The sequence below is a fragment of the Janthinobacterium sp. CG_23.3 genome, from assembly GCF_046115965.1.
Taxonomy (GTDB): Bacteria; Pseudomonadota; Gammaproteobacteria; order Burkholderiales; family Burkholderiaceae_D; genus Janthinobacterium.
The window spans coordinates 1-20,108 of the sequence record NZ_JBJXIB010000029.1; the positions used below are offsets into that span (position 1 = coordinate 1).

General features: G+C 68.1%; 16 protein-coding genes. 9 read left to right on the forward strand and 7 right to left on the reverse strand.

Annotated elements, in window-relative coordinates:
* The first annotated feature begins 9 nt into the window (after nt 1-9).
* A complete protein-coding gene (locus ACFDR9_RS09610; protein ID WP_409030866.1) occupies nt 10-816 on the forward strand; it encodes a carbonic anhydrase in 807 nt (268 codons plus the stop codon).
* A 135-nt stretch (nt 817-951) separates the two neighbouring features.
* Here the strand turns inward: ACFDR9_RS09610 and ACFDR9_RS09615 are convergent, their stop codons facing one another.
* From ACFDR9_RS09615 to tsaE, 3 genes are read right to left on the reverse strand one after another with little or no spacing between them, the layout of a single operon-like run.
* Complete coding sequence (locus tag ACFDR9_RS09615; protein WP_017877243.1) at nt 952-1,788, reverse strand: D-hexose-6-phosphate mutarotase; 837 nt, start codon at nt 1,786-1,788, stop codon at nt 952-954.
* Nucleotides 1,789-1,805: 17 nt separating this feature from the next.
* The gene (locus ACFDR9_RS09620) at nt 1,806-3,212 is read right to left on the reverse strand and encodes an N-acetylmuramoyl-L-alanine amidase (RefSeq protein WP_409030841.1); all 1,407 of its coding nucleotides are present in this window, start codon (nt 3,210-3,212) and stop codon (nt 1,806-1,808) included.
* Entirely contained in the window at nt 3,176-3,661 is a 486-nt protein-coding gene (gene tsaE / locus ACFDR9_RS09625) for a tRNA (adenosine(37)-N6)-threonylcarbamoyltransferase complex ATPase subunit type 1 TsaE (RefSeq protein ID WP_017877241.1), read from the reverse strand. Before tsaE ends, ACFDR9_RS09620 begins: the two co-directional genes overlap by 37 nt.
* Nucleotides 3,662-3,744: 83 nt before the next feature.
* Here tsaE and queG point away from each other — a divergent pair, with 83 nt between their 5' ends.
* Nucleotides 3,745-4,830 carry a tRNA epoxyqueuosine(34) reductase QueG gene (queG, locus tag ACFDR9_RS09630; RefSeq protein ID WP_017877240.1) on the forward strand — a complete coding sequence of 362 codons (1,086 nt, stop codon included), beginning with the start codon at nt 3,745-3,747 and terminating at the stop codon, nt 4,828-4,830.
* An 89-nt stretch (nt 4,831-4,919) separates the two neighbouring features.
* Here queG and ACFDR9_RS09635 read toward each other — a convergent pair whose 3' ends face one another.
* Complete coding sequence (locus ACFDR9_RS09635) at nt 4,920-5,504, reverse strand: response regulator transcription factor (RefSeq protein WP_017877239.1); 585 nt, start codon at nt 5,502-5,504, stop codon at nt 4,920-4,922.
* 10 nt (nt 5,505-5,514) lie between these two features.
* A complete protein-coding gene (locus tag ACFDR9_RS09640) occupies nt 5,515-7,527 on the reverse strand; it encodes a PAS domain S-box protein (RefSeq protein WP_017877238.1) in 2,013 nt (670 codons plus the stop codon).
* 128 nt (nt 7,528-7,655) lie between these two features.
* On the opposite strand from ACFDR9_RS09640, the gene ACFDR9_RS09645 reads away from it, so the two are divergent.
* The 6 genes from ACFDR9_RS09645 (at nt 7,656) to ACFDR9_RS09670 (ending at nt 12,698) form a co-directional block, all read left to right on the forward strand.
* Nucleotides 7,656-8,642, forward strand: a complete 987-nt coding sequence (locus ACFDR9_RS09645; RefSeq protein WP_017877237.1) for a TRAP transporter substrate-binding protein — start codon at nt 7,656-7,658, stop codon at nt 8,640-8,642.
* Nucleotides 8,643-8,716: 74 nt separating this feature from the next.
* Complete coding sequence (locus ACFDR9_RS09650; protein ID WP_017877236.1) at nt 8,717-9,289, forward strand: TRAP transporter small permease; 573 nt, start codon at nt 8,717-8,719, stop codon at nt 9,287-9,289.
* Nucleotides 9,286-10,566: a TRAP transporter large permease subunit gene (locus ACFDR9_RS09655; RefSeq protein WP_327075738.1), complete on the forward strand. Its 1,281-nt coding sequence runs from the start codon at nt 9,286-9,288 to the stop codon at nt 10,564-10,566. The genes ACFDR9_RS09650 and ACFDR9_RS09655 overlap by 4 nt, the downstream gene beginning before the upstream one ends.
* A 440-nt stretch (nt 10,567-11,006) precedes the next feature.
* On the forward strand, nt 11,007-11,507 hold the full coding sequence (locus ACFDR9_RS09660) for a methylated-DNA--[protein]-cysteine S-methyltransferase (RefSeq protein ID WP_017877234.1): 501 nt from the start codon (nt 11,007-11,009) through the stop codon (nt 11,505-11,507).
* The gene (xerD, locus tag ACFDR9_RS09665) at nt 11,507-12,433 is read left to right on the forward strand and encodes a site-specific tyrosine recombinase XerD (RefSeq protein WP_017877233.1); all 927 of its coding nucleotides are present in this window, start codon (nt 11,507-11,509) and stop codon (nt 12,431-12,433) included. Before ACFDR9_RS09660 ends, xerD begins: the two co-directional genes overlap by 1 nt.
* Before the next feature lie 79 nt (nt 12,434-12,512).
* The gene (locus ACFDR9_RS09670; RefSeq protein ID WP_017877232.1) at nt 12,513-12,698 is read left to right on the forward strand and encodes a hypothetical protein; all 186 of its coding nucleotides are present in this window, start codon (nt 12,513-12,515) and stop codon (nt 12,696-12,698) included.
* Between the two features lie 210 nt (nt 12,699-12,908).
* Here the strand turns inward: ACFDR9_RS09670 and ACFDR9_RS09675 are convergent, their stop codons facing one another.
* On the reverse strand, nt 12,909-16,037 hold the full coding sequence (locus tag ACFDR9_RS09675; RefSeq protein ID WP_409030842.1) for an efflux RND transporter permease subunit: 3,129 nt from the start codon (nt 16,035-16,037) through the stop codon (nt 12,909-12,911).
* 3 nt (nt 16,038-16,040) lie between these two features.
* Nucleotides 16,041-17,219: an efflux RND transporter periplasmic adaptor subunit gene (locus ACFDR9_RS09680; RefSeq protein WP_409030843.1), complete on the reverse strand. Its 1,179-nt coding sequence runs from the start codon at nt 17,217-17,219 to the stop codon at nt 16,041-16,043.
* A 349-nt stretch (nt 17,220-17,568) separates the two neighbouring features.
* On the opposite strand from ACFDR9_RS09680, the gene ACFDR9_RS09685 reads away from it, so the two are divergent.
* Nucleotides 17,569-20,100 carry an EAL domain-containing protein gene (locus ACFDR9_RS09685; protein ID WP_409030844.1) on the forward strand — a complete coding sequence of 844 codons (2,532 nt, stop codon included), beginning with the start codon at nt 17,569-17,571 and terminating at the stop codon, nt 20,098-20,100.
* The last annotated feature ends 8 nt before the right edge of the window (nt 20,101-20,108 follow it).

The window sequence follows — 20,108 nt, forward strand, 5'->3', positions numbered from 1 at the left end:
GGGGGGGAGATGTCCGGTTGTCTGATGGGGGTGCGTGCCATGAGGGGAGTGTGGGGGGTGGGCGTGGGGTGCGCGGGTGGGGGGGGGGGTGCGGGGGGGGCGGGGTCTGGGGCGGCGCCGGCGGTGGTCAAGAACCTCCACGGCAACCACTGGTCCTACGAGGGCGAAAGCGGGCCGGCCAACTGGAGCAAGATCAATTCCGACTGGACCCGCTGCGGCACCGGCTCGCGCCAGTCGCCGATCGACATCCGCGACGGCATGAAGGTCGACCTGGAACAGATCAGCTTTGACTACAAGCCGTCCTCGTTCAACGTCGTCGACAACGGCCACACGGTGCAGGTCGGCGTCGGCGGCGGCAACTACCTGACGGTGCAGGGGCGCATGTACGAGCTGGTGCAATTCCACTTCCACCGTCCGTCGGAGGAGCGCATCAACGGCAAGGGCTATGAAATGGTGGTGCACCTGGTGCACAAGGACGCCGAGGGCAAGCTGGCGGTGCTGGCGATCCTGCTGGAACGGGGCCGCCCGCAAAGCACCATCCAAACCGTGTGGAACAACCTGCCGCTGGAAAAGCACGAGGTGGCGTCGCCGTCCATCGTGCTCGATCCGATGGAGATGCTGCCGCAGCGGCGCGACTATTTCACCTATATGGGCTCGCTGACCACGCCGCCGTGCAGCGAGGGCGTGCTGTGGCTGGTGATGAAGGAGCCGCAACAGGCGTCGCCGGCGCAGATGGCGCTGTTCAGCCGCCTGTATCCGCTGAACGCGCGGCCGATCCAGACCAGCTCGGGGCGCATGATCAAGGAATCGAATTAGGCGTAATGTGGTCGTCGTGGGTCGGGTTAGCCCGTATGGGCGTAAGCCGACCGGCGTCGGCGGCGGCCCGGCGTCGGCTGACGCTGGCCTCGGCGGCCCCCGCGTCCGACCGACGCTTGGTTCCGGCTGCGGCGCCTAGCCCGCGACGATGCGCTGCAGGCCGGTCCATTCGGCGCCGGCGGCCAGCACGTCCGGTTCGATCAGCGCCGCCTCGACGCAGACGAAGCGGCGGTATTCCTCGTCTTCCATGTCGGTCAGCGCGGCCGCGTCGGCGGCGCCCGGATTCCACACCACCGCGTCGGTGAAGCCGTCTTGCTCCAGGCGCAGGCTGGCGTCGCCGCCGCGCAGCGTCAGCGCCACCGGCAACTGGTAGTAAATCCGGTCCAGCTTGTCGCTGAAAGCCAACGCCGGGGTTTCCTGCAGCGCCACGGCGCCGTTCTCGTCGCAATAGCGCACATGCTGCAGGCCGGCCAGTTCGCAGTGTTCCAGCTGGTCGACCAGGAAATAGCTGTGCAGCGCCGCCGAGAACGGGAACGCTTCGGTGCCGCTGTTGAGCACGCTAAACGACAGGTTCAGGCCGTCGCCGTGCAGCGCCACGCGCAACGTCAATTCGAAGGCGAACGGCCAGGCCGCCGCCAACTCGGGCGGCAGGTCGGCGGCGGCCAGGCTGAACCGGGCGAACTCGTCCTCGCCGTCGCGGCCGCCGCCGCTCAGGCGCCAGTGGCACACGCGCGCGAAGCCGTGGCGCAGGCCGTCGCCGCGGGCGCCGAATTGCGGGAAGATCAGCGGCACGCCGCCGCGGATGGCGCGGCTGCCGTCCAGCGCCGAGCGGGCGCTGCGGAACAGGCGCTCGCGCCCGTCCGCCGTTTGCCACGAGACCAGGTGGCCGCCGTACAGCGTGACGATGGCCTGGGCGCCGTCGGCGGCGCTGATGCGCACCGCCGGCAGCTTGCCGAATTCAATCATTTGCATCGGAAGTCCTTGTGCGTTTAGGTCTGGCGGCTTTTCGCCAGCGGCGGGTTTTTGGCGAAATAGCGCCGGATGCCGGTGACGATGGCCTCGGCCAGCTTGTCCTGGTAGGCGTTGTCGGTCAGTTTGGCCTCTTCCTCCGGGTTCGAGATGAACGCCGTCTCGATCAGGATGGAGGGAATGTCGGGCGCCTTCAACACCGCGAAGCCGGCCTGCTCGACCGAACCCTTGTGCAGCCGGTTGATGCCGCCGATTTCGTTGAGCACGGCCTTGCCCAGCTTCAGGCTGTCGTTGATCTGCGCCGTCGTCGACAGGTCGAACAGCACGCTGGCGAGCTGCTTGTCCTGGCTCTTGTTGATGTTGACGCCGCCGATCGAGTCGGCCAGGTTTTCCTTGTTCGCCAGCCAGCGCGCCGCCGTCGAGCTGGCGCCTTTTTCGGACAGCACGAACACCGACGAGCCGCGCGCGCTGGGTTCGACGAAGGCGTCGGCGTGGATCGAGACGAACAGGTCGGCTTGCACCTTGCGCGCCTTTTCCACGCGCATCCCCAGCGGCACGAAAAAGTCGGCGTCGCGGGTCATCATCACGCGGATGTTCGGCTGCTCTTCCAGCTTGGCCTTGAGGCGCTTGGCGATGGCCAGCACCACGTCCTTCTCGCGGCTGCCGCCGCGGCCGCTGGCGCCGGGGTCCTCGCCGCCGTGGCCGGGGTCGAGCGCGATGGTGATCATGCGCAGCACCTTTTGCGGCGCCGCCGGCTTGCCGTCGGGCCGGCGTTCGGGCTTGTGCTCGGGCTTGGGCGGCGCCGCCTCGGCCACGTCGGGCTTGGCAAGCTCCGGCAACGGCTGCGGCGCCACCGCAACCGGCGCCGGCGGCGCCGGCTGCTCCGGCGCGGCCGTCGTCAGCGGCGGTTTGGCGTCGCTCGACCATTCGCGCTTCTCGATCATGGCGGCGATCAGGTCCGGCTGGCGCACCGGGTACAGGTCGAAAATCAGGCGGTGCTGGTAGGCGCCGACCGGGGCCAGCGTAAACACCTGCGGCTTGACCTCCTCCTTCAGGTCGAACACCAGGCGCACCACGTTGGGCCGGTTCTGGCCGACCCTGACCTGCTGGATGTACGGGTCGCCCGACTGGATCTTGGCGACCAGGCCCTTCAAGGTCGGATTCAACTCCAGCCCCTCGATGTCGACGACCATGCGTTCGGGCTCCTTGACGATGAAGTGGGTGACCTTGAGCACGCTGTCGTTTTCCAGCGTGACGCGGGTATAGTCCTCGGCCGGCCAGACCCGCACCGCGAGGATTTGCGCGGCGTGGGCGGCGTGCGGCGCCAGCACCGACAGCAGCAGGGTGGCGCCGGCCTTGAGGACGGTGCGCCGGGTTACGGGCTGGGCGCTCACAGATTGGGGGCGAATTTGAGGCGTTGGAGGCATGACAGACCCAGTTCAGACGACGCTTGCAATTTTACATCACGGCCCTGGCCCGCCACTTCCAGGTAAATATCCAGGTCGGCCGGCGGCAGCACCGGCTCGGCCTTCTCCGGCCACTCGACGATGCAGATGTTGGCGCCGTCGAAGTCCTCGCGAAAGCCGGCGTCGAGGAATTCCTCCGGGCTGCCCATGCGGTACAGGTCGAAATGGATGACGTTGACGTCGCGCCCGTCCAGCGCCACGCGGTACGGCTCGGACAGGGTGTAGGTCGGGCTTTTGACGTGGCCGGCGTGGCCGGCCGCGTGCAGCAGCGCGCGCGTCAGCGCGGTCTTGCCGGCGCCGAGGTCGCCGTGCAGGTAAATCGCCAGGCCGGGCGCCAGCGCGCGCGCCAGCGCGGCGCCCAGGGCGGCGGTGCCGGCTTCGTCGTGGAGGTGGGCTGTAAAATGCTGCATCGAATAGAATGTCGTCTAATTGTCCGGGTGTCCGCGGTTGCGGCCTTGCCCATTGTAACCGCGAGTGAAACCGAAGTCCGAGCATGCCTGCCAACCAAACCGATTTAGCCGACCTGGCGCGCACCATCAAAAGCTGGGGGACGCAGCTGGGCTTCGCCGAAGTGCGCATCGCCGACGTCGACCTGGCGCACTGCGAGGCCGGCCTGCAAGCCTGGCTGGACGCCGGTTTCCACGGCGACATGGATTATATGGCAAGCCACGGCATGAAGCGCGCCCGTCCGGCCGAACTGGTGCCCGGCACGGTGCGCGCCATCTGCGCGCGCATGGACTACCTGCCGGCGGCGCTGGCGCCGGACTGGCGCGCGGCCGAGGCGGCGCGCCTGGCCGAGCCGGGCGCCGCCGTGGTCTCGGTGTACGCCCGCGGCCGCGACTACCACAAGGTGATGCGCGCGCGCCTGCAGCAGTTGGCCGAGCGCATCCGCGGCGTCGCCGGCGAGTTCGGCTTTCGCGTCTTCACCGACTCGGCGCCGGTGCTGGAGGCGGCGCTGGCCGAGAAGGCCGGCCTGGGCTGGCGCGGCAAGCACACGCTGTTGATCAACCGCCAGGGCGGCTCCTTCTTCTTCCTCGGCGAAATTTTGGTCGACCTGGCGCTGCCGGTGGACGCGCCGGAGACGCCGCACTGCGGCCAGTGCCAGGCCTGCATCACGGTGTGCCCGACCCGGGCCATCCTCGGGCCGGGGCGGGTCGACGCGCGCCGCTGCATCTCCTACCTGACGATCGAGCTGAAGGACAGCATCCCGGTCGAGCTGCGCCCGCTGATCGGCAACCGCGTCTACGGCTGCGACGATTGCCAGACCGCCTGCCCGTGGAACAAGTTCGCCCAGCGCGCGCTGCTGCCCGACTTCGACGAGCGCCACGGCCTGGGCCGGGCCTCGATGGTCGAGCTGTTCGCCTGGACCGAGGACGAGTTCAACAAGCGCATGGAGGGCAGCGCGGTGCGCCGCATCGGCCACCAGCGCTGGTTGCGCAACCTGGCCGTCGGCATGGGCAACGCCGCCGAACAGGCCAAGGGCGCGCCGGCGATTGTCGCCGCGCTGGAGTCGCGCCGCGGCGACGCCTCGGCGCTGGTGCGCGAGCACGTCGAATGGGCGCTGGCGCGCCACCGCTGAACCGCGGCCCGCCGAAACCTCATTTGTAGGACGGCCTAGCGCGGCGTAACCCGACACGTCCGCGGCGGTCGATAGGTCGGCGTCCCGGCCTACTTCAACAACCCGGCCAGTTCGACGGCGGTCTTGACGTGCATCTTGTCGAAGATGTTGGCGCGGTGCACCTCGACCGTGCGCATGCTGATGCCCAGCTTGTCGGCCACCACCTTGTTCATTTTGCCGGCCAGGATCAGTTCCAGCACTTCGCGTTCGCGCGCCGACAGCGTCGCCAGGCGCGCGTGCACCGCCGCCAGTTCGCCGGCCTGGCGCGCGCCGGCCAGGCCCTGCTCGACCCGGTCCATCAGGGCGTTGTCGTTGAACGGCTTCTCGAAAAAGTCGAAGGCGCCGCGCTTGAGGCTGTCGACCGCCATCGGCACGTCGCCGTGGCCGGTCAGGAAGATCACCGGCAGGCGCTGCGCCAGCCCCAGCCGCACCAGCTGGTCGAACACCGCCACGCCGTTCATGTCGGGCATGCGCACGTCCAGCAGCACGCAGTCGCCGAGCGGGTCGAACTGGCCGCCTGCGCCGTCCAGGAAGGCGCGCGCGCTGGTGTAGGTGCAGGCGGCGATGCCGCGCGAGCCGGCCAGCCAGGATAGCGAGGCGCGCACCACTTCTTCATCGTCGACAATATGCAGCATGGCAAAACTCCTAGTGCTCGCGCGCCGCCGGCAGCGCGAAGGTGAAGATGGTGCCGCCGTCCGGGTTGGCGGCGTGGCTCAGGGTGCCGCCGTGGAATTCGATGGCGGTGCGGCAGATGTTCAAGCCCATGCCCATGCCCTCGGCCTTGGTCGAGAAGAACGGCGAGAACAAGCGCTCGGCGACGTCGGCGGCGATGCCGTGGCCCTGGTCGATGACGGCCAGCGCCACCTGCGCCAGGGCGGCGTCGTAGCGCGCCTCGATGCGCATCACGCGCCGCTCCGGGGCGACGTGCTGCATCGCCTCGATGCCGTTGCGGGTCAGGTTCAGCAGCACCTGCTCGATCATTACGCGGTCGGCGCGCACCGGCGGCAGGCCGGCCGGGATGCGCGTTTGCACCACCACGTAGAACTGGCGCGCCTGCAGCTCGATCAGCGCTGCGATGCCTTCAAGCAGCGCGGCGATCGCCAGCCGCTGCCGTTCGGTGTCCCGTTTCTTGACGAACTCATGCACGCTGCGTATGATCTGGCCGGCTCTTTGCGCCTGCGCGCTGGCCTGTTCCAGGGCCGGTTTCAGCAGCGCGCTGTCGAGCCCCCGGCCGGCGCCGTCGGCGCGTTCGAGCAGGTTCAGCGCGCCGGTGGTGTAGCTGGAAATCGCCGCCAGCGGCTGGTTCAATTCGTGCGCCAGCATCGAGGCGATTTCGCCCATCGTTGCCAGGCGCGCGCTGGTCTGCAGCTTTTCCTGCTGCTGCCGGTTGAGCTCCTCGATCCGCTTGCGGTCCGAAATGTCGAGGATCGACCCCATCCACCCGGTTTGCCGCCCTTCGTTGTCGACCAGCGGCGCCTCGAAAATGAGCACCGGCACGCGGGCGCCGTCGCGGCGCTGGAAGATGGTCTCGAACTGAGGCGTGATGGTGCCGGCCAGCACGCCGGCGAAGCGCCGCTGGTAGTCGGCCATCGCCTCCGGCGCCCAGTACGGCATCGGCGGCAGCTTGCCCACCAGCTCATGCTCCGGGTAGCCGACGATCTGGCAGAAGGCCGGGTTGACGTAGGTGACGCGGCCCTCCAGGTCGCGCGCGCGCAGGCCCGTCACCAGCGAGTTTTCCATCGCCGTGCGAAACGACATCTGCTGGCGCAGCGCGCCCTCGGCGGCGAGCCGGCGCGAAATGTGGCGCCACAGCGCGTGCAGGCTCCACAGCAGTCCCAGCGAGAGCGCGATCACCGACCCCACCAGCAGGTTAGGCAGCAGCCGCGGTTCGCTCTTGACGCTGTCGGTAAACAGCGTCACGGAGGCGCCCGGCAGGTCGAGCGCGCGCTTGTGGGTGTAGACGCCGCGGCCCGGGCCGGCGGCGGCGCGCCGCGCCAGCGTCTGGTCGTCGCGGTCGATCAGGGTGATCTGGTTGTCCTGGGCGAACCACCACGGCACCATCTCGTCGAGCAGGCCGTCGACGCGGTAGGTGGCGACCAGGCTGCCGAGGTAGCGGCCGTCGCGCAACAGCGGCAGGTGGTAATCCATCAGCGCCGCGGCCGGCGCGGCGCCGGGCTGGCGCGGCGGCGGCGCCGGCTGGCTGTATTGGCCGCTGCGGGCGCGGCGCGCATGCTCGGCGGCGGCGGCCGAGGCGGCGCCGAACGGCACCGGCACCGGCGCCGGCGGGCTGGCCTCGCTCGAACCGGCCGGCCGGCCGCGCTCGTCGAGCCACAGCACGCGCTGCAGTTCGTGGCTGTTTTTCAGTAACTGGCGCAGGCGCGCGCGCACGGCGTCGGCGTCGAGCCGGCCGGCGCCGATGTCGGCGCCCAGGCCGGCCAGCGCCTCTTCGTTGCGCGCCAGCTGGAAACGGATGGTCTGCTCGACCCACAGGGTGTCGGCGATCAGTTGCTCCTGGCGCTCGTTGCTTTCCATCTGGCGCGCCTGCCACGGCAGCCAGAACAGGATCGCCAGGAAGAACAGCAGCAGTACGACCGGCAACAACCAGCGCAGGTGGCCGGTCAATTGTGCGCGGCGCGCGAGCGGAAACGGATTTATCATCGCAACAGGGTAGCGCTTTGTGGATCGCGCGCTATTGTGGTTTTCCACAGTGGCGGCGCGGCCGACTGTCAGACAGTATCAGCGAAACTCTTAGAATAAAAGTTTTTTTTCACCCAACCGGAGACACCATGAAATTGAAATTCCTGCTGGTCGCGCTGTGCGCGGCAATGAGCATCGACGTCTACGCGCAGGCACCGATCGTCATCAAGTTCAGCCATGTCGTGGCCACCGACACGCCGAAGGGCCAGGCCGCCGAACGCTTCAAGCAACTGGCCGAGAAGGCCACCAACGGCCGCGTCAAGGTCGAGTTGTACCCGAACAGCCAGCTGTACAAGGACAAGGAAGAGCTGGAAGCGCTGCAACTGGGCGCGGTGCAGATGCTGGCGCCGTCGCTGGCCAAGTTCGGCCCGCTGGGGGTGAAGGAGTTCGAGGCCTTCGACCTGCCGTTCATCTTTCCCAACAAGACCGCGCTGTACAACGTCACCGAGGGCGAGATCGGCAAGAGCTTGCTGAAAAAGCTGGAGCCGAAGGGCATCACCGGCCTGGCCTACTGGGACAACGGCTTCAAGGTCATGTCGGCTAACAAGCCCTTGCGCGTGCCGGCCGACTTCAAGGGCATGAAAATGCGCATCCAGTCGTCCAAGGTGCTCGACGCGCAGATGCGCACGCTGGGCGCCAACCCGCAGGTGCTGGCCTTCTCCGAGGTCTACCAGGCGTTGCAGACCGGCGTTGTCGACGGCACCGAGAACCCGCCGTCGAACATGTACACGCAGAAAATGCACGAGGTGCAAAAGCACCTGACGGTGTCGAACCACGGCTACCTCGGCTACGCCGTGATCGTCAACAAGAAGTTCTGGGACGGCTTGCCGGCCGACGTGCGCGGTCAGCTGGAAAAGGCGATGAAGGAGGCGACCACGTTTGAGAAGGCCATCGCCCAGCGCGACAACGACCTGGCCATGGACGCCATCAAGAAGGCCGGCAAGACGCAAATCTACGCGCTCAGCGTGCAGGAACAGGCCGAGTGGCGCCGCGTGCTGGCGCCGGTGCAAAAGCAAATGGAAGGGCGCATCGGCAGGGAGCTGCTCGCCGCCATCAACAAGGAAAGCGCGAAGTAATCCGGCCACCCGGTTCCGGGTCGTCCCCCGGCGCGCCGGCCCGGCGCGCCCGCCCTTTTTGAAAGCCATCCATCATGAAATACCTCGACCACCTGGAAGAGTGGCTGATCGCGTCCCTGATGGGCGCGGCCACCGTCATCATCTTCATCGCCGTGGTGCACCGCTACCTGTCCGGCCTGCCGATACCGGTGGTGCAAGACTACCTGATTCAAATGAACACCAGCTGGGCCCAGGAGCTGTGCATCTATATGTTCGTCTGGATGGCCAAGTTCGGCGCCGCGTATGGCGTGCGCACCGGCATCCACGTCGGCGTCGACGTGCTGATCAACCGCATGCGGCCCGAGTGGCACCGCAGGTTCGTGGTGCTGGGCCTGCTCTCGGGCGCGCTGTTTACCGGCATCGTCGGCACCCTCGGCGCCTCCTTCGTTTGGGAAATGAGCCACACCGACCAGACCTCGGCTGACCTGGAGTTGCCGATGTGGATAGTCTACCTGGCCGTGCCGCTGGGTTCCTACCTGATGTGCTTCCGCTTCCTGCAAGTGACGGTACAGTTCCTCAAAACCGGCAGCCTGCCGAAACACGACCACTCCTTCGTCGAAGGGCTCGACGAAGAGCTGGCCGCCGAAGGCAAAGGAGCCAAGGCATGAACGCGCTGATTATTTTCGTCCTGCTGCTGACCTTGATGCTGACCGGCATGCCGATCTCGATCTCGCTCGGCCTGACGGTGCTGACCTTCCTGTTCACGATGACGACGGTGCCGATCGAATCGGTGGCGTTGAAGATCTTCACCGGCATCGAGAAGTTCGAGATCATGGCGATCCCGTTCTTCATCCTGGCCGGCAACTTCCTCACCCACGGCGGGGTGGCGCGGCGCATGATCAACTTCGCCAGCTCGATGGTCGGCCACTGGCACGGCGGCCTGGCGCTGGCCGGCGTGATGGCTTGCGCGCTGTTCGCCGCGGTGTCCGGTTCGAGCCCGGCGACGGTGGTGGCGATCGGCTCGATCATCCTGCCGGCGATGGTCAAGCAGGGCTACCCGCGCGGCTTCGGCGCCGGCGTCATCACCACCTCGGGCGCGCTGGGCATCCTGATCCCGCCGTCGATCGTCATGGTGATGTACTCGGTCAGCACCGGCACCTCGGTGGGCGCGCTGTTCATGGCCGGCGTGGTGCCGGGCCTGATGCTGGCCTTCCTGCTGGGCCTGACCACCTGGTATTTGGCGCGCAAGCACAACTACCCGCGCATGCCGAAAGCCAGCTGGGGCGAGCGCTTCGTTACCTTCAAGAAGAGCGCCTGGGGGCTGCTGCTGATCGTCATCGTCATGGGCGGCATCTATTCCGGCGTGTTCACCGCCACCGAGGCGGCGGCGATGGCGGCGGTGTACGCCTTCATCATCGCCGTCTTCGTCTACAAGGACTTGAAGGTCAAACAGGTCGGCAAGGTCTTGCTCGACTCGGCGGCGATGTCGGCGATGCTGCTCTACATCATCACCAACGCGGTGCTGTTCTCGTTCCTGATGACCAGCGAAAACATTCCGCAGGCGATGGCCGAGTGGATCACCGGCAAGGGCTTGGGCGTGATCAGCTTCCTGCTGGTGGTAAACGTGTTGCTCTTGTTGGCCGGTAATGTGATGGAACCGTCGTCGATCGTGCTGATCATGGCGCCCATCCTGTTCCCGGTGGCGATGAAGCTGGGCATCGACCCTGTCCATTTCGGCATTTTGATCGTCGTCAACATGGAGGTCGGCATGTGCCATCCGCCGGTCGGCTTGAATCTCTACGTGGCCTCGGGCATCACCAAGATGGGTATTTCCGAGCTGACCGTGGCGGTGATGCCGTGGCTGCTGACGATGCTGGGCTTTTTGCTACTTGTGACTTATGTACCACAGATTTCCCTGTGGCTGCCGAATTTAATTTACAAGTAGGGGGATTGAAGGCGCCTTGCCGCAAAAAAAATGCGATATCGCTTATTAAGTACGCTATGATGGGCAACTTTTCGGGGATGCAGAACATAAGCTTATACGCAACTTGATGGACAAGTTGCTATCTTGGCCGATGCGACCCCGGCGGCAAGAACACGCAGTACGGTTGGTGGGGAGTGTATATAAGAACGGTATCGATACCGGAGATATATTGAGGAGACACACGTTTTACAGAATGCTGTTGGAGTCATCGCTGCAAGCTGCCACAAGCTAGCTACGGCGGGTCCCAAACGGCCGGAAACGTGAGGAAGATTTTGAAGCGCACCGCAAGGTGCGTTTTTTTTCGTCTATTTTTCGTCCCTTGTTTCGGCCTTGGCGACCGCGGCGGGCCTTGCCGGTCCGCCACGGGTGGCAATTCCGCCACAATGGAGTAAACTGGCGTGATGAAAAAACAACAGGGTAGCGAGTTCTTTTCGGCCATCGTGGCCGCGCCGTTCGGCGCCATGGGCATCCGCAGCGAGGCCGGGCGGGTGTGCGAGCTGGTCTACCTGCCGCCGCACTTCGCCGAGAAGGACGCCGCCGATCCGGTGTCGGCGCTGGCCGCCGAGCAGATCGCCCGCTACTGCGGCGATCCCGACTTCCGTTTCGCGCTGCCGCTGGCGCCGGCCGGCAGCGCCTTCCAGCAACGCGTGTGGGACGCCATCGCGGCGATTCCGCGCGGCGAGGTGCGCACCTACGGCCAGGTCGCCAAGCATATCGGCTCGGCCGCGCGCGCGGTCGGCCAGGCTTGCGGCGCCAACTGGTACCCGCTGGTCGTGCCCTGCCACCGGGTGACGGCGGCGGGCGGCCTGGGCGGCTTCTCCAACCACGACGACGCCAACGGCTTCCACCTCGGCGTCAAGCGCTGGCTGCTGCGCCACGAGGCGGCGGCGGGTTATCGCTGATGGCGCGCGACGACGCCGCGGTGGAGGCGGCCGGCAGCGCCGCGCTGATCGACGAGTTCTGCGACAGCCTGTGGCTGGAGGACGGCTTGTCGAAAAACTCGCTGGACGCCTACCGGCGCGACCTGCGCCTGTTCGCCCGCTGGCTGGAGCTGGCGCGCCCCGGCGTGGCCGACCTGCTGGCCGTCGCCAGCGCCGACATCGACGCCTATTTCGCCGCGCGCCACGAGGACACCAAGGCCAGTTCGTCGAACCGGCGCCTGTCGGTGCTCAAGCGCTTCTACCAGATGGCGCTGCGGCACAAGCGCATCCGCGTCGACCCCTGCCTGAACATGGCCTCGGCCAAGCAGCCGACGCGCTTCGTGCACACCCTCAGCGAGGCCCAGGTCGAGGCGCTGCTGGGCGCGCCCGACGTCGCCACGCCGCTCGGCCTGCGCGAGCGCACCATGCTTGAGCTGATGTACGCCAGCGGCTTGCGGGTGTCGGAGCTGGTGGCGCTGAAATCGGTGGAGATGAGCTTGAACGACGGCGTGCTGCGCGTCACCGGCAAGGGCGGCAAGACGCGCCTGGTGCCGTTCGGCGAGCAGGCCCGGCGCTGGATCGAGCGCTACCTGCGCGACGCCCGCGGCGTGATCCTCGACGGCCAGGTCGACGACGCGCTGTTCGTGACGGCGCGCGGCGGTCCGATGACGCGGCAGATGTTCTGGGTCTTGATCAAGAAGCACGCGCTCAAGGCCGAGATCACGGCGCCGCTGTCGCCGCACACGCTGCGCCACGCCTTCGCCACGCATTTGCTGAACCATGGCGCCGACCTGCGCGTGGTGCAGTTGCTGCTGGGGCACTCGGATATTTCAACGACGCAAATCTACACCCATGTGGCGCGCGAACGACTCAAACTGCTGCATGCGCAACATCATCCGCGGGGCTGAAATATTTGCATTTGTCATATCTGGGTCATAATGTGCGGTATGCACTCGCTTGTACCATCAAATTGAATAGAGGTTGTAAATGGCAAAGACAAATTTCCAGTACGAAAAACGGCAAAAAGAATTAGAAAAAAAGAAGAAAGCCGACGAAAAAGCCAAGCGCAAGCTGGAAGCGAAGAACAACCCGAAGCCGGCTGACGGCACGCCGGGCGAAGACGACGCCGACGAGGCCGACGAGCCCGCCGACGCGCCGGCGCAGCCGGAATAAGCCGGGCTACCCGCCGCCGGCGCCAGCAAAAGCCGGCGGCGCAGGGCCGGGGGCAGGCCTTCCCGCCTTGGCGCCCGGGGGCCTGACCCCGGTTTGACGCCGCCGGTTTGAAAGCGGGCGGCGGCCCCTTGGCCATTCGGCTTCGAGGGCACAAAAAAAGCGGCTTCATTGGAAGCCGCTTTTGCGTTCGCGCTTGGCGTTTCTCCTTGCCTACGCCGCTTCGGCGACCTTCTCCTTCTCTTCCTCCGCCACGTCGTCGGCATGCTCTTGCCCGGCGCCGAACCAGCGCGCCGCGCGTCGGCCCAGGTCGTCCAGGTAGGAGTAGGCCACCGGCACCACCACCAGCGTCAGCAGGGTCGAGGTGATCACGCCGCCGATCACCGCGCGCCCCATCGGCGCCTGCGACTCGCCGCCGTCGCCGGCGCCGATGGCCATCGGCAGCATGCCGAAGAGCATCGCCAGCGTCGTCATCAGGATGGGCCGCAGGCGCACCTGGCCGGCGTCGAGGATGGCCTGGCGTTGGCTCTTGCCGTCGCGCTGGCCGTGGTTGGTGAAGTCGACCAGCAGGATGGCGTTCTTGGTCACCAGGCCCATCAGCATGATGACGCCGATCACCGAGAAGATGTTCAGCGTGCTGCCCGTCGCCAGCAGCGCCAGCAGCACGCCGATCAGCGACAGCGGCAGCGACACCATGATGGCGATCGGCTGCAGGAAGCTGCCGAACTGCGACGCCAGCACCAGGTAGATGAAGATCACCGCGATGCCCAGCGCGGCGGCGGCGCCGGCCATGGTTTCCTGCATTTCCTGGGCCTGGCCGCCGACGTCGAAGCGCACGCCGGCCGGCAGGGCGATGCCGTCCATGGCCTTTTTGACGTCGGCGTCGACGTCGCCGCCGGGCCGGCCCTCGACGCCGGCGTAAATCGCCACGCGGCGCTGCAGCGCCTGGCGCTTGAGTACCTGCGGGCTCGACGAGGGCACGAACTCGACCACCTGGCGCAGCGGCACCATCAGCGCCTTGCCGTCGGCGCCAACCTGGCCCGACACCAGCGTCAGCGCGCCCAGGTCGGCCACCTTTTGCCGGCCCGACTTCGGCAACTGCACGTTGACCTCGTAGTTCTGGCCGTCGCCGGCGAGCCAGTGGCTGACGGTGTCGCCGGCAACGAAGGGCCGCAGCGCGCCGCCGATTTGCGCCGGCGTCAGGCCCAGGTCGCTGGCCAGCTCGTGCTTGATCTTCAGCGTCGTCGACGGCGTCGCGCCCTCCTGGCTGTACTCCAGGTCGGTCACGCCCTTGATCGCGCGCATCTGCGCCATCAGGCGCCGCGCCACCTGTTCCAGCTTGGCCTCGTCGGTGCCGAGGATGGCGATGAAGATCGGCTTGTCGCCGACCGACAGCGTGATGCCGGCGACCGGCAGCAGGCGCGCGCGGATCAGCGCTTCCAGCGCCTTTTGCGGGCGCCGCCGGGTGGCGTTGACGTCGCTTAACTTGAGGTCGACGCGCGCCGTGTTGCGGCCGTCCTCGGTGCCGACGGTGGCGATCACGCTGTCGATCTCGGGGAAGGCGCGCAGCGCCGCCTCGACCTGGCGCACCTTGCCGTCGGTGTAGGCGAGGCTGGAGCCGACCGGGGTCTTGAAGTGCAGGTTGATCCAACCCTGGTCGGTCTCGGGGAACATCTCGGCGCCGATCAGCGGCAGCAGCGCCAAGCTGGCGGCGAACAGCCCCGCGGCCAGCGCCAGCGTGGCCTTGCGCCAGCACAGCGCCAGCCCCAGCACCCGGCCGTACCACAGGTGCAGGCGGTCGATGCCGCGCTCGATGCGCGCCATCAGGCGGCCCAGCCGCGGCAGGTATTTGAAACGGTCGCGGGCCGGGTCGCGCCATACCGACGACAGCATCGGGTCGAGCGTGAAGCTGACGAACAGCGAGACCAGCACGGCGACCGCGACGGTGATGCCGAACTGCAGGAAGAAGCGGCCGATGATGCCCTTCATGAAGGCCACCGGCACGAACACGGCGACGATGGCGAAGGTCGTCGCCATCACCGCCAGGCCGATCTCGTTGGTGCCGTCGTTGGCCGCCCGGTAGTGGTTCTTGCCCATGCCGAGGTGGCGCACGATGTTTTCGCGCACCACGATGGCGTCGTCGATCAGCAGGCCGATGCACAGCGACAGCGCCATCAAGGTCAGGAAGTTGAGCGTGAAGCCGAACGCCTTCATGGCGATGAAGCTGGCCAGCACCGAGATCGGCAGCGTCAGGCCGGTGATGACGGTGCTGCGCCACGAGTGCAGGAACAGGAAGACGATCAGCATGGTCAGCAGCGCGCCCTCGACGATGGTGCGCTTGACGTTGTCGAGCTGGTTTTGCACGCGCTGCGACTCGTCGTCGACGAGGCGCAGCACGACGCCGGCCGGCAGCGCGGCGCGCAGCTCGGCGGCGACGCGCTGCACGCCGGCGCCGACTTCGACCACGTTGGCGTCCTGTACCTTGGTGATGCGCAGCGTGATGCCGGGCTGGCCGTCGACGCGCGAGATCGAGGTTTGCTCGCGCTCGCCGTCGACGATGTCGGCCAGCTGTTCGAGGTAGACCACGGCGCCGGCGCGGCGCGCGACGATGATGCGGCCGAAGCCGCGCGCGTCCTTGATGCGGCCCTCGACCCGCACCAACTGGTCGCTGGCGCCGTAGCTGATGTTGCCGGCGGGCAGGTTGCGGTTGGTTTCCTGGATCGCCCGCAGCAGCTCGTCGACGCCGACGCCGTGCGCCTGCATTTCGTCGGGCTTCAGGTTGACCAGGATTTGCCGCGTGCTGGTGCCGCTCAGCTTGACCTGGCCGACCCCGGCCACGCCCTGGAAGCGCTTGACGATGAGCTGCTCGGCCAGCGTCGACAGCTCGCGCAGCGCGCGCGTGTCCGAGGTCAGCACCAGTTCGGCGATCGGCCGTTCATTGTCGCCCTCGGCGCGGGCGATGAACGGCTCCTTGGCCTCCTTCGGGAACTGCGGGCGCACCAGCGCGACCTTGTCGCGCAGCTCCTGCATGGCCTTGTCCATATTCGTCGACAGCGCGAATTCCAGCGAAATGCCGCTGCGCCCCTCCCACGAGTTCGAACGCAGCGTCTTGACGCCGCTGACGGTGTTGATGACGTCCTCGAGCGGGCGGGTGATGTCGTTCTCGACCGCCTCGGGCGAGGCGCCCGGGTAGTTGGTCTCGACCCAGGCGAACGGCAGCGTGACGTTGGGCATGCTCTCGACGCCCAGGCCGCGGTAGGAGAACACCCCGAGCACCACCAGCGCCACCATGACCATGGTGGCGAAGACCGGGTTGTGAATACTGGTTTTGGTGATCCACATGGCTCAGCCCTTCGGCGCCGGCGCGGCCGGCGCGGCGAAAATGACGCGCTGGCCCGGCTTGACGCCGTCGAGCCGGCTGACGATGACGCTGGCGCCCGCCGCCAGGCCGGCGCTGACGGCGGCGTAACCCTGGTCGTCGTCGCGCAGCCCCAGCGTGACGGCGCGCGCCACCACCTGGCCGTCCTCGATGGCGTAGACCAGCGGCGCGGCGGCCGTGCCGCGCAGCGCCGCCAGCGGCAGCAGCGGCGCCACGGCGGCGCGCTCGGTGACGATGCCGCCCTTGGCGAACATGCCGCCGCGCAGCGCGCCGTCGGCGTTGTCGACGGCGATGTAGACCAGCATCGCCCGCGAGCCGGCCTCGGCGCTCGGGTTGATGCGCGCGACCGCGCCGGCGAAGGCGCGCCCGCCGAAGCCGTCGACCTGGAAACGCACCGGCTGGCCGACCTTGACGCGCGGGATCTCGGCGGCCGGCACCTGCGCCTCCAACGTCAGCCGGGACAGGTCGACGATGCTGTAGACCGGCATGTCGGGCGCCAGCTTCTCGCCCGGCTGGACGTGGCGGCGGCTGACGATGCCGGCCAGCGGCGCGCGGATCACGCTGTCGGCCAGCGCGATGCGCGCCATCTGGCGTTGCGCGGCGGCGGCCTGGACCCCGGCGCGCGCCAGTTCGACGGCGTTTTGCGCGGCGTCGTAGGCGCTTTGCGAAATGTACTGTTGTTGCAGCAGCGTCAGGTGCTTGGCCTCGTGCCTGGTCGCCAGCGACAGGCGCGCCGTCGCCTCGTCGAGCGCGGCCTGCTGCTGCGCCAGGCGGGCGCGCGGCTCGGCGTCGTCGAGCCGCGCCAGCACCTGGCCGGCGGCCACCGCCGCGCCCTCGCGCGGCGCCGCCTCGGTGACTTGGCCGGAGACCTTGGCCTTGACGGTGGCCTGGTGCAGCGGCACCAGCGAACCCGACAGCGGCAGCGTCAGGCTCAGCGCGCCCGCGGCGACCGCCGCGACGTCGTCGCGCGCCAGCTCGTGCACCACGGCGGCGGGGGCGGCCTTGGCGGCGGCCGGCGGCGGCGTCGCCCGCGCCTGCAGCGCGGCCCAGCCGGCGCCGGCCGCGGCCAGCGCCAGCAGGGCCAGCGCCGGCGCGCGCCAGCGTCGAACCCGGACGGGGGCGGGGGAGGGGGTGTCGATGCTCATCGTGGTCTTCTTCGGGCTAAGGGGTGGAGCGGGGGGAGGGCGTGGCGGCGGCCCACAGCGGTGTGTGTGATGCACTTTACTATTGCGCAATGTTGCTGGCAATGACAAAGCGATAAAACGTCAGTTTGCCGACCTGGAACGTCGAAATGGCGGGCTGGCCGGCATGCCCGCGCGCGCCGGCGCACCCGCATGGAATTGCCATGCGGCAATGAAAGTTCTTTTACGGAGTCATGCCGCCGCCATCGTTGATGGAACGCAAGGGCTGTTTTGACGGCGGCGCAAGAATGGCGTAGATGGTTGCGCGGCCGGCTTTCCCGGCCGCGGCGGCCGCTTGCCGCGGGGGTGTTCGGTGTCCGATCCGATTCTTGAAACAGGTCCGGCGCCGGACGGCGACGCGGCGGCGGGCGCCGGCACAGGGGTGGGCGCCGGGACAGAGGTGGGCGCCGGGACGGCGCAGGACGCGCTGGAATTGCTGTCGGGCCTGGTGACGGCGATCGACCGCAGCCCGATCCTGGCGGTACGCAGCGTCGACCGCGGCGGCGCGGTGCGCTACTGGAGCGGCGGTTGCGCCGAGCTGTACGGCACCCCGGCGGCGCTGGCGCTGGGCCGCCCCGACGCCAGCCTGCTGTCGCACGGCGAGCAGGACGGCGAGTTCGCCGCCGCCGTCGAGCAGGTCTGGCGCAGCGGCCAGGCGCAGCCGGCGCGCGACTGGCAGGTGCGCAGCGCCGCCGGGCGGCTGCTGTGGATCTACGCCAGCCTGTTTCCGGTGTTTCGCGGCGGCGTGCTGCAGCAGGTGTATTGCGTCGAGATCGACGTCAGCGCGCGGCGCCGGCAGGAGGACGCGCTGCGCGCCGCCGGCGACAATTTCCGCCAGTTGTTCGAGAAGTCGTCGGACGCCATCGTGCTGCTCGAGGGGGTGCGCATCGTCGACGTCAACCCGGCTGCGGTGGCGCTGTTCCACTGTCACGACAAGGGGCGCATGGCCGGGCGGGTGCTGTGCGACTTCTCGCCGCCGCTGCAGCCCGACGGCGGCGATTCGTTGACGCTGGAGGCCCAGTTCGCCGAGCGCGCCCACCAGAACGGCAACTGCCGTTTCGACTGGCGCTACCGGCGCTGCGACGGCGCGGTGTTCTGGGCCGAGGTACTGCTGACCTCGATCACCTACGACCACAGCTACCTGTTTTACGCGGTGATCCGCGACATATCGGCGCGCAAGGCGGCCGAGCGCTCGCTGCACCTGGCGGCGCAGGTGTTCGAGAACGCGCGCGACGCGATCCTGGTCACCGACGCCGAGCGGCGCGTGGTGGCGGTCAACCGCGCCTACCTCGACGTCACCGGCTTCGACGCCCACGAGATGCTGGGGCGGCGCTTTCGCGTGCAGCGCGCCGGCGCCGACGAGCAGGCCTTCTTCCAGCAGGTCTGGGCCGGGCTGGCCGCCAGCGAGCACTGGCAGGGCGAAATCGAGGGCAAGCGCAAGAACGGCCAGCGGTATCCGGCCTGGCTGTCGCTGACGGCGATCCGCGACAGCGCCGGCGCCGTCAGCAACTACATGGGCATCGTCTCCGATATCACCGAGCGCAAGAAGTCGGAGGCGCACACCCGCCACCTGGCCGAGCACGACTTCCTGACCGACCTGCCGAACCGGGTGCTGCTGCTCGACCGCCTCAGCCTGGCGCTGGCGGCGGCGCGGCGCAAGCACAGCATGCTGGCGACCCTGTTCCTCGACCTCGACCACTTCAAGAACATCAACGACACCATGGGCCACCGGGTCGGCGACCTGCTGCTCAAGGAGGTGGCGCGGCGCCTGATCAAGTGCGTGCGCGGGGTCGACACCGTCAGCCGCCAGGGCGGCGACGAGTTCGTCATCATCCTGGCCGACCTGGGCGGCGTCGACCAGGCCGCGCACGTCGCCGCCAGCGTCCAGCACGCGGTCAGCCAGCCCTACCAGATCGACGGCCACGAGCTGTACATCTCGACCTCGATCGGCGTCAGCATCTTCCCCAGCGACGGCGGCGACATCGACACGCTGGTGAAAAACGCCGACATCGCCATGTACCACGCCAAGGAGGGCGGGCGCAACGGCTACCAGTTCTTCAACGCCGAGATGAACGCGCAAATCGTCGAACGCGTCAGCTTCGAGAACGGCTTGCGCCAGGCCATCGCGCGGGGCGAGTTCATCCTCGAATACCAGCCCGAGATCGACATCGCCAGCGGCGCCATGGTCGGCGCCGAGGCGCTGATCCGCTGGCGCCATCCGCAGTTGGGCCTGCTCAAGCCGGAGCGCTTCGTCGGCGTGGCCGAGGAGTGCGGCCTGATGGTGCCGATCGGCGACTGGGTGCTGCGCCAGGCTTGCGCCGAGGCGCGCCGCTGGCACGACGGCGGCCACCCGCTGGTGGTGGCGGTGAACCTGTCGGCCAGCCAGTTCATGCACCGCGACCTGGCGCTGAGCGTGGCCGAGGCGCTGCGGGCGGGCGGGCTGGCGCCGGCGCTGCTGGAGCTGGAGGTGACGGAGGCGGTGATCATGAAGGGCGGCGCCAAGGCCGTCGAGATCCTGGCGGCGCTGCGCCGGCTCGGCGTCAAGCTGACCATCGACGACTTCGGCACCGGCTACTCGCGCCTCGGCCAGCTGCGCCACTACCCGATCGACAAGCTGAAAATCGACCAGTCCTTCCTCGGCGCCATGAGAAGCGACCCGGACGACGCCAGCGTCGTCACCACCATCATCGCCATGGCCAAGGGGCTCAAGCTGAAGGTGATCGCCGAAGGGGTGGAAACGGCCGAGCAACTGGCGTTCCTGCGCGGCCAGGGCTGCGACCAGTACCAGGGCTTTTACGCCAGTTCCGCGGTGCTGGCGGCCGAGCTGGGCAAACTGATGCGCTGACCCCGGCG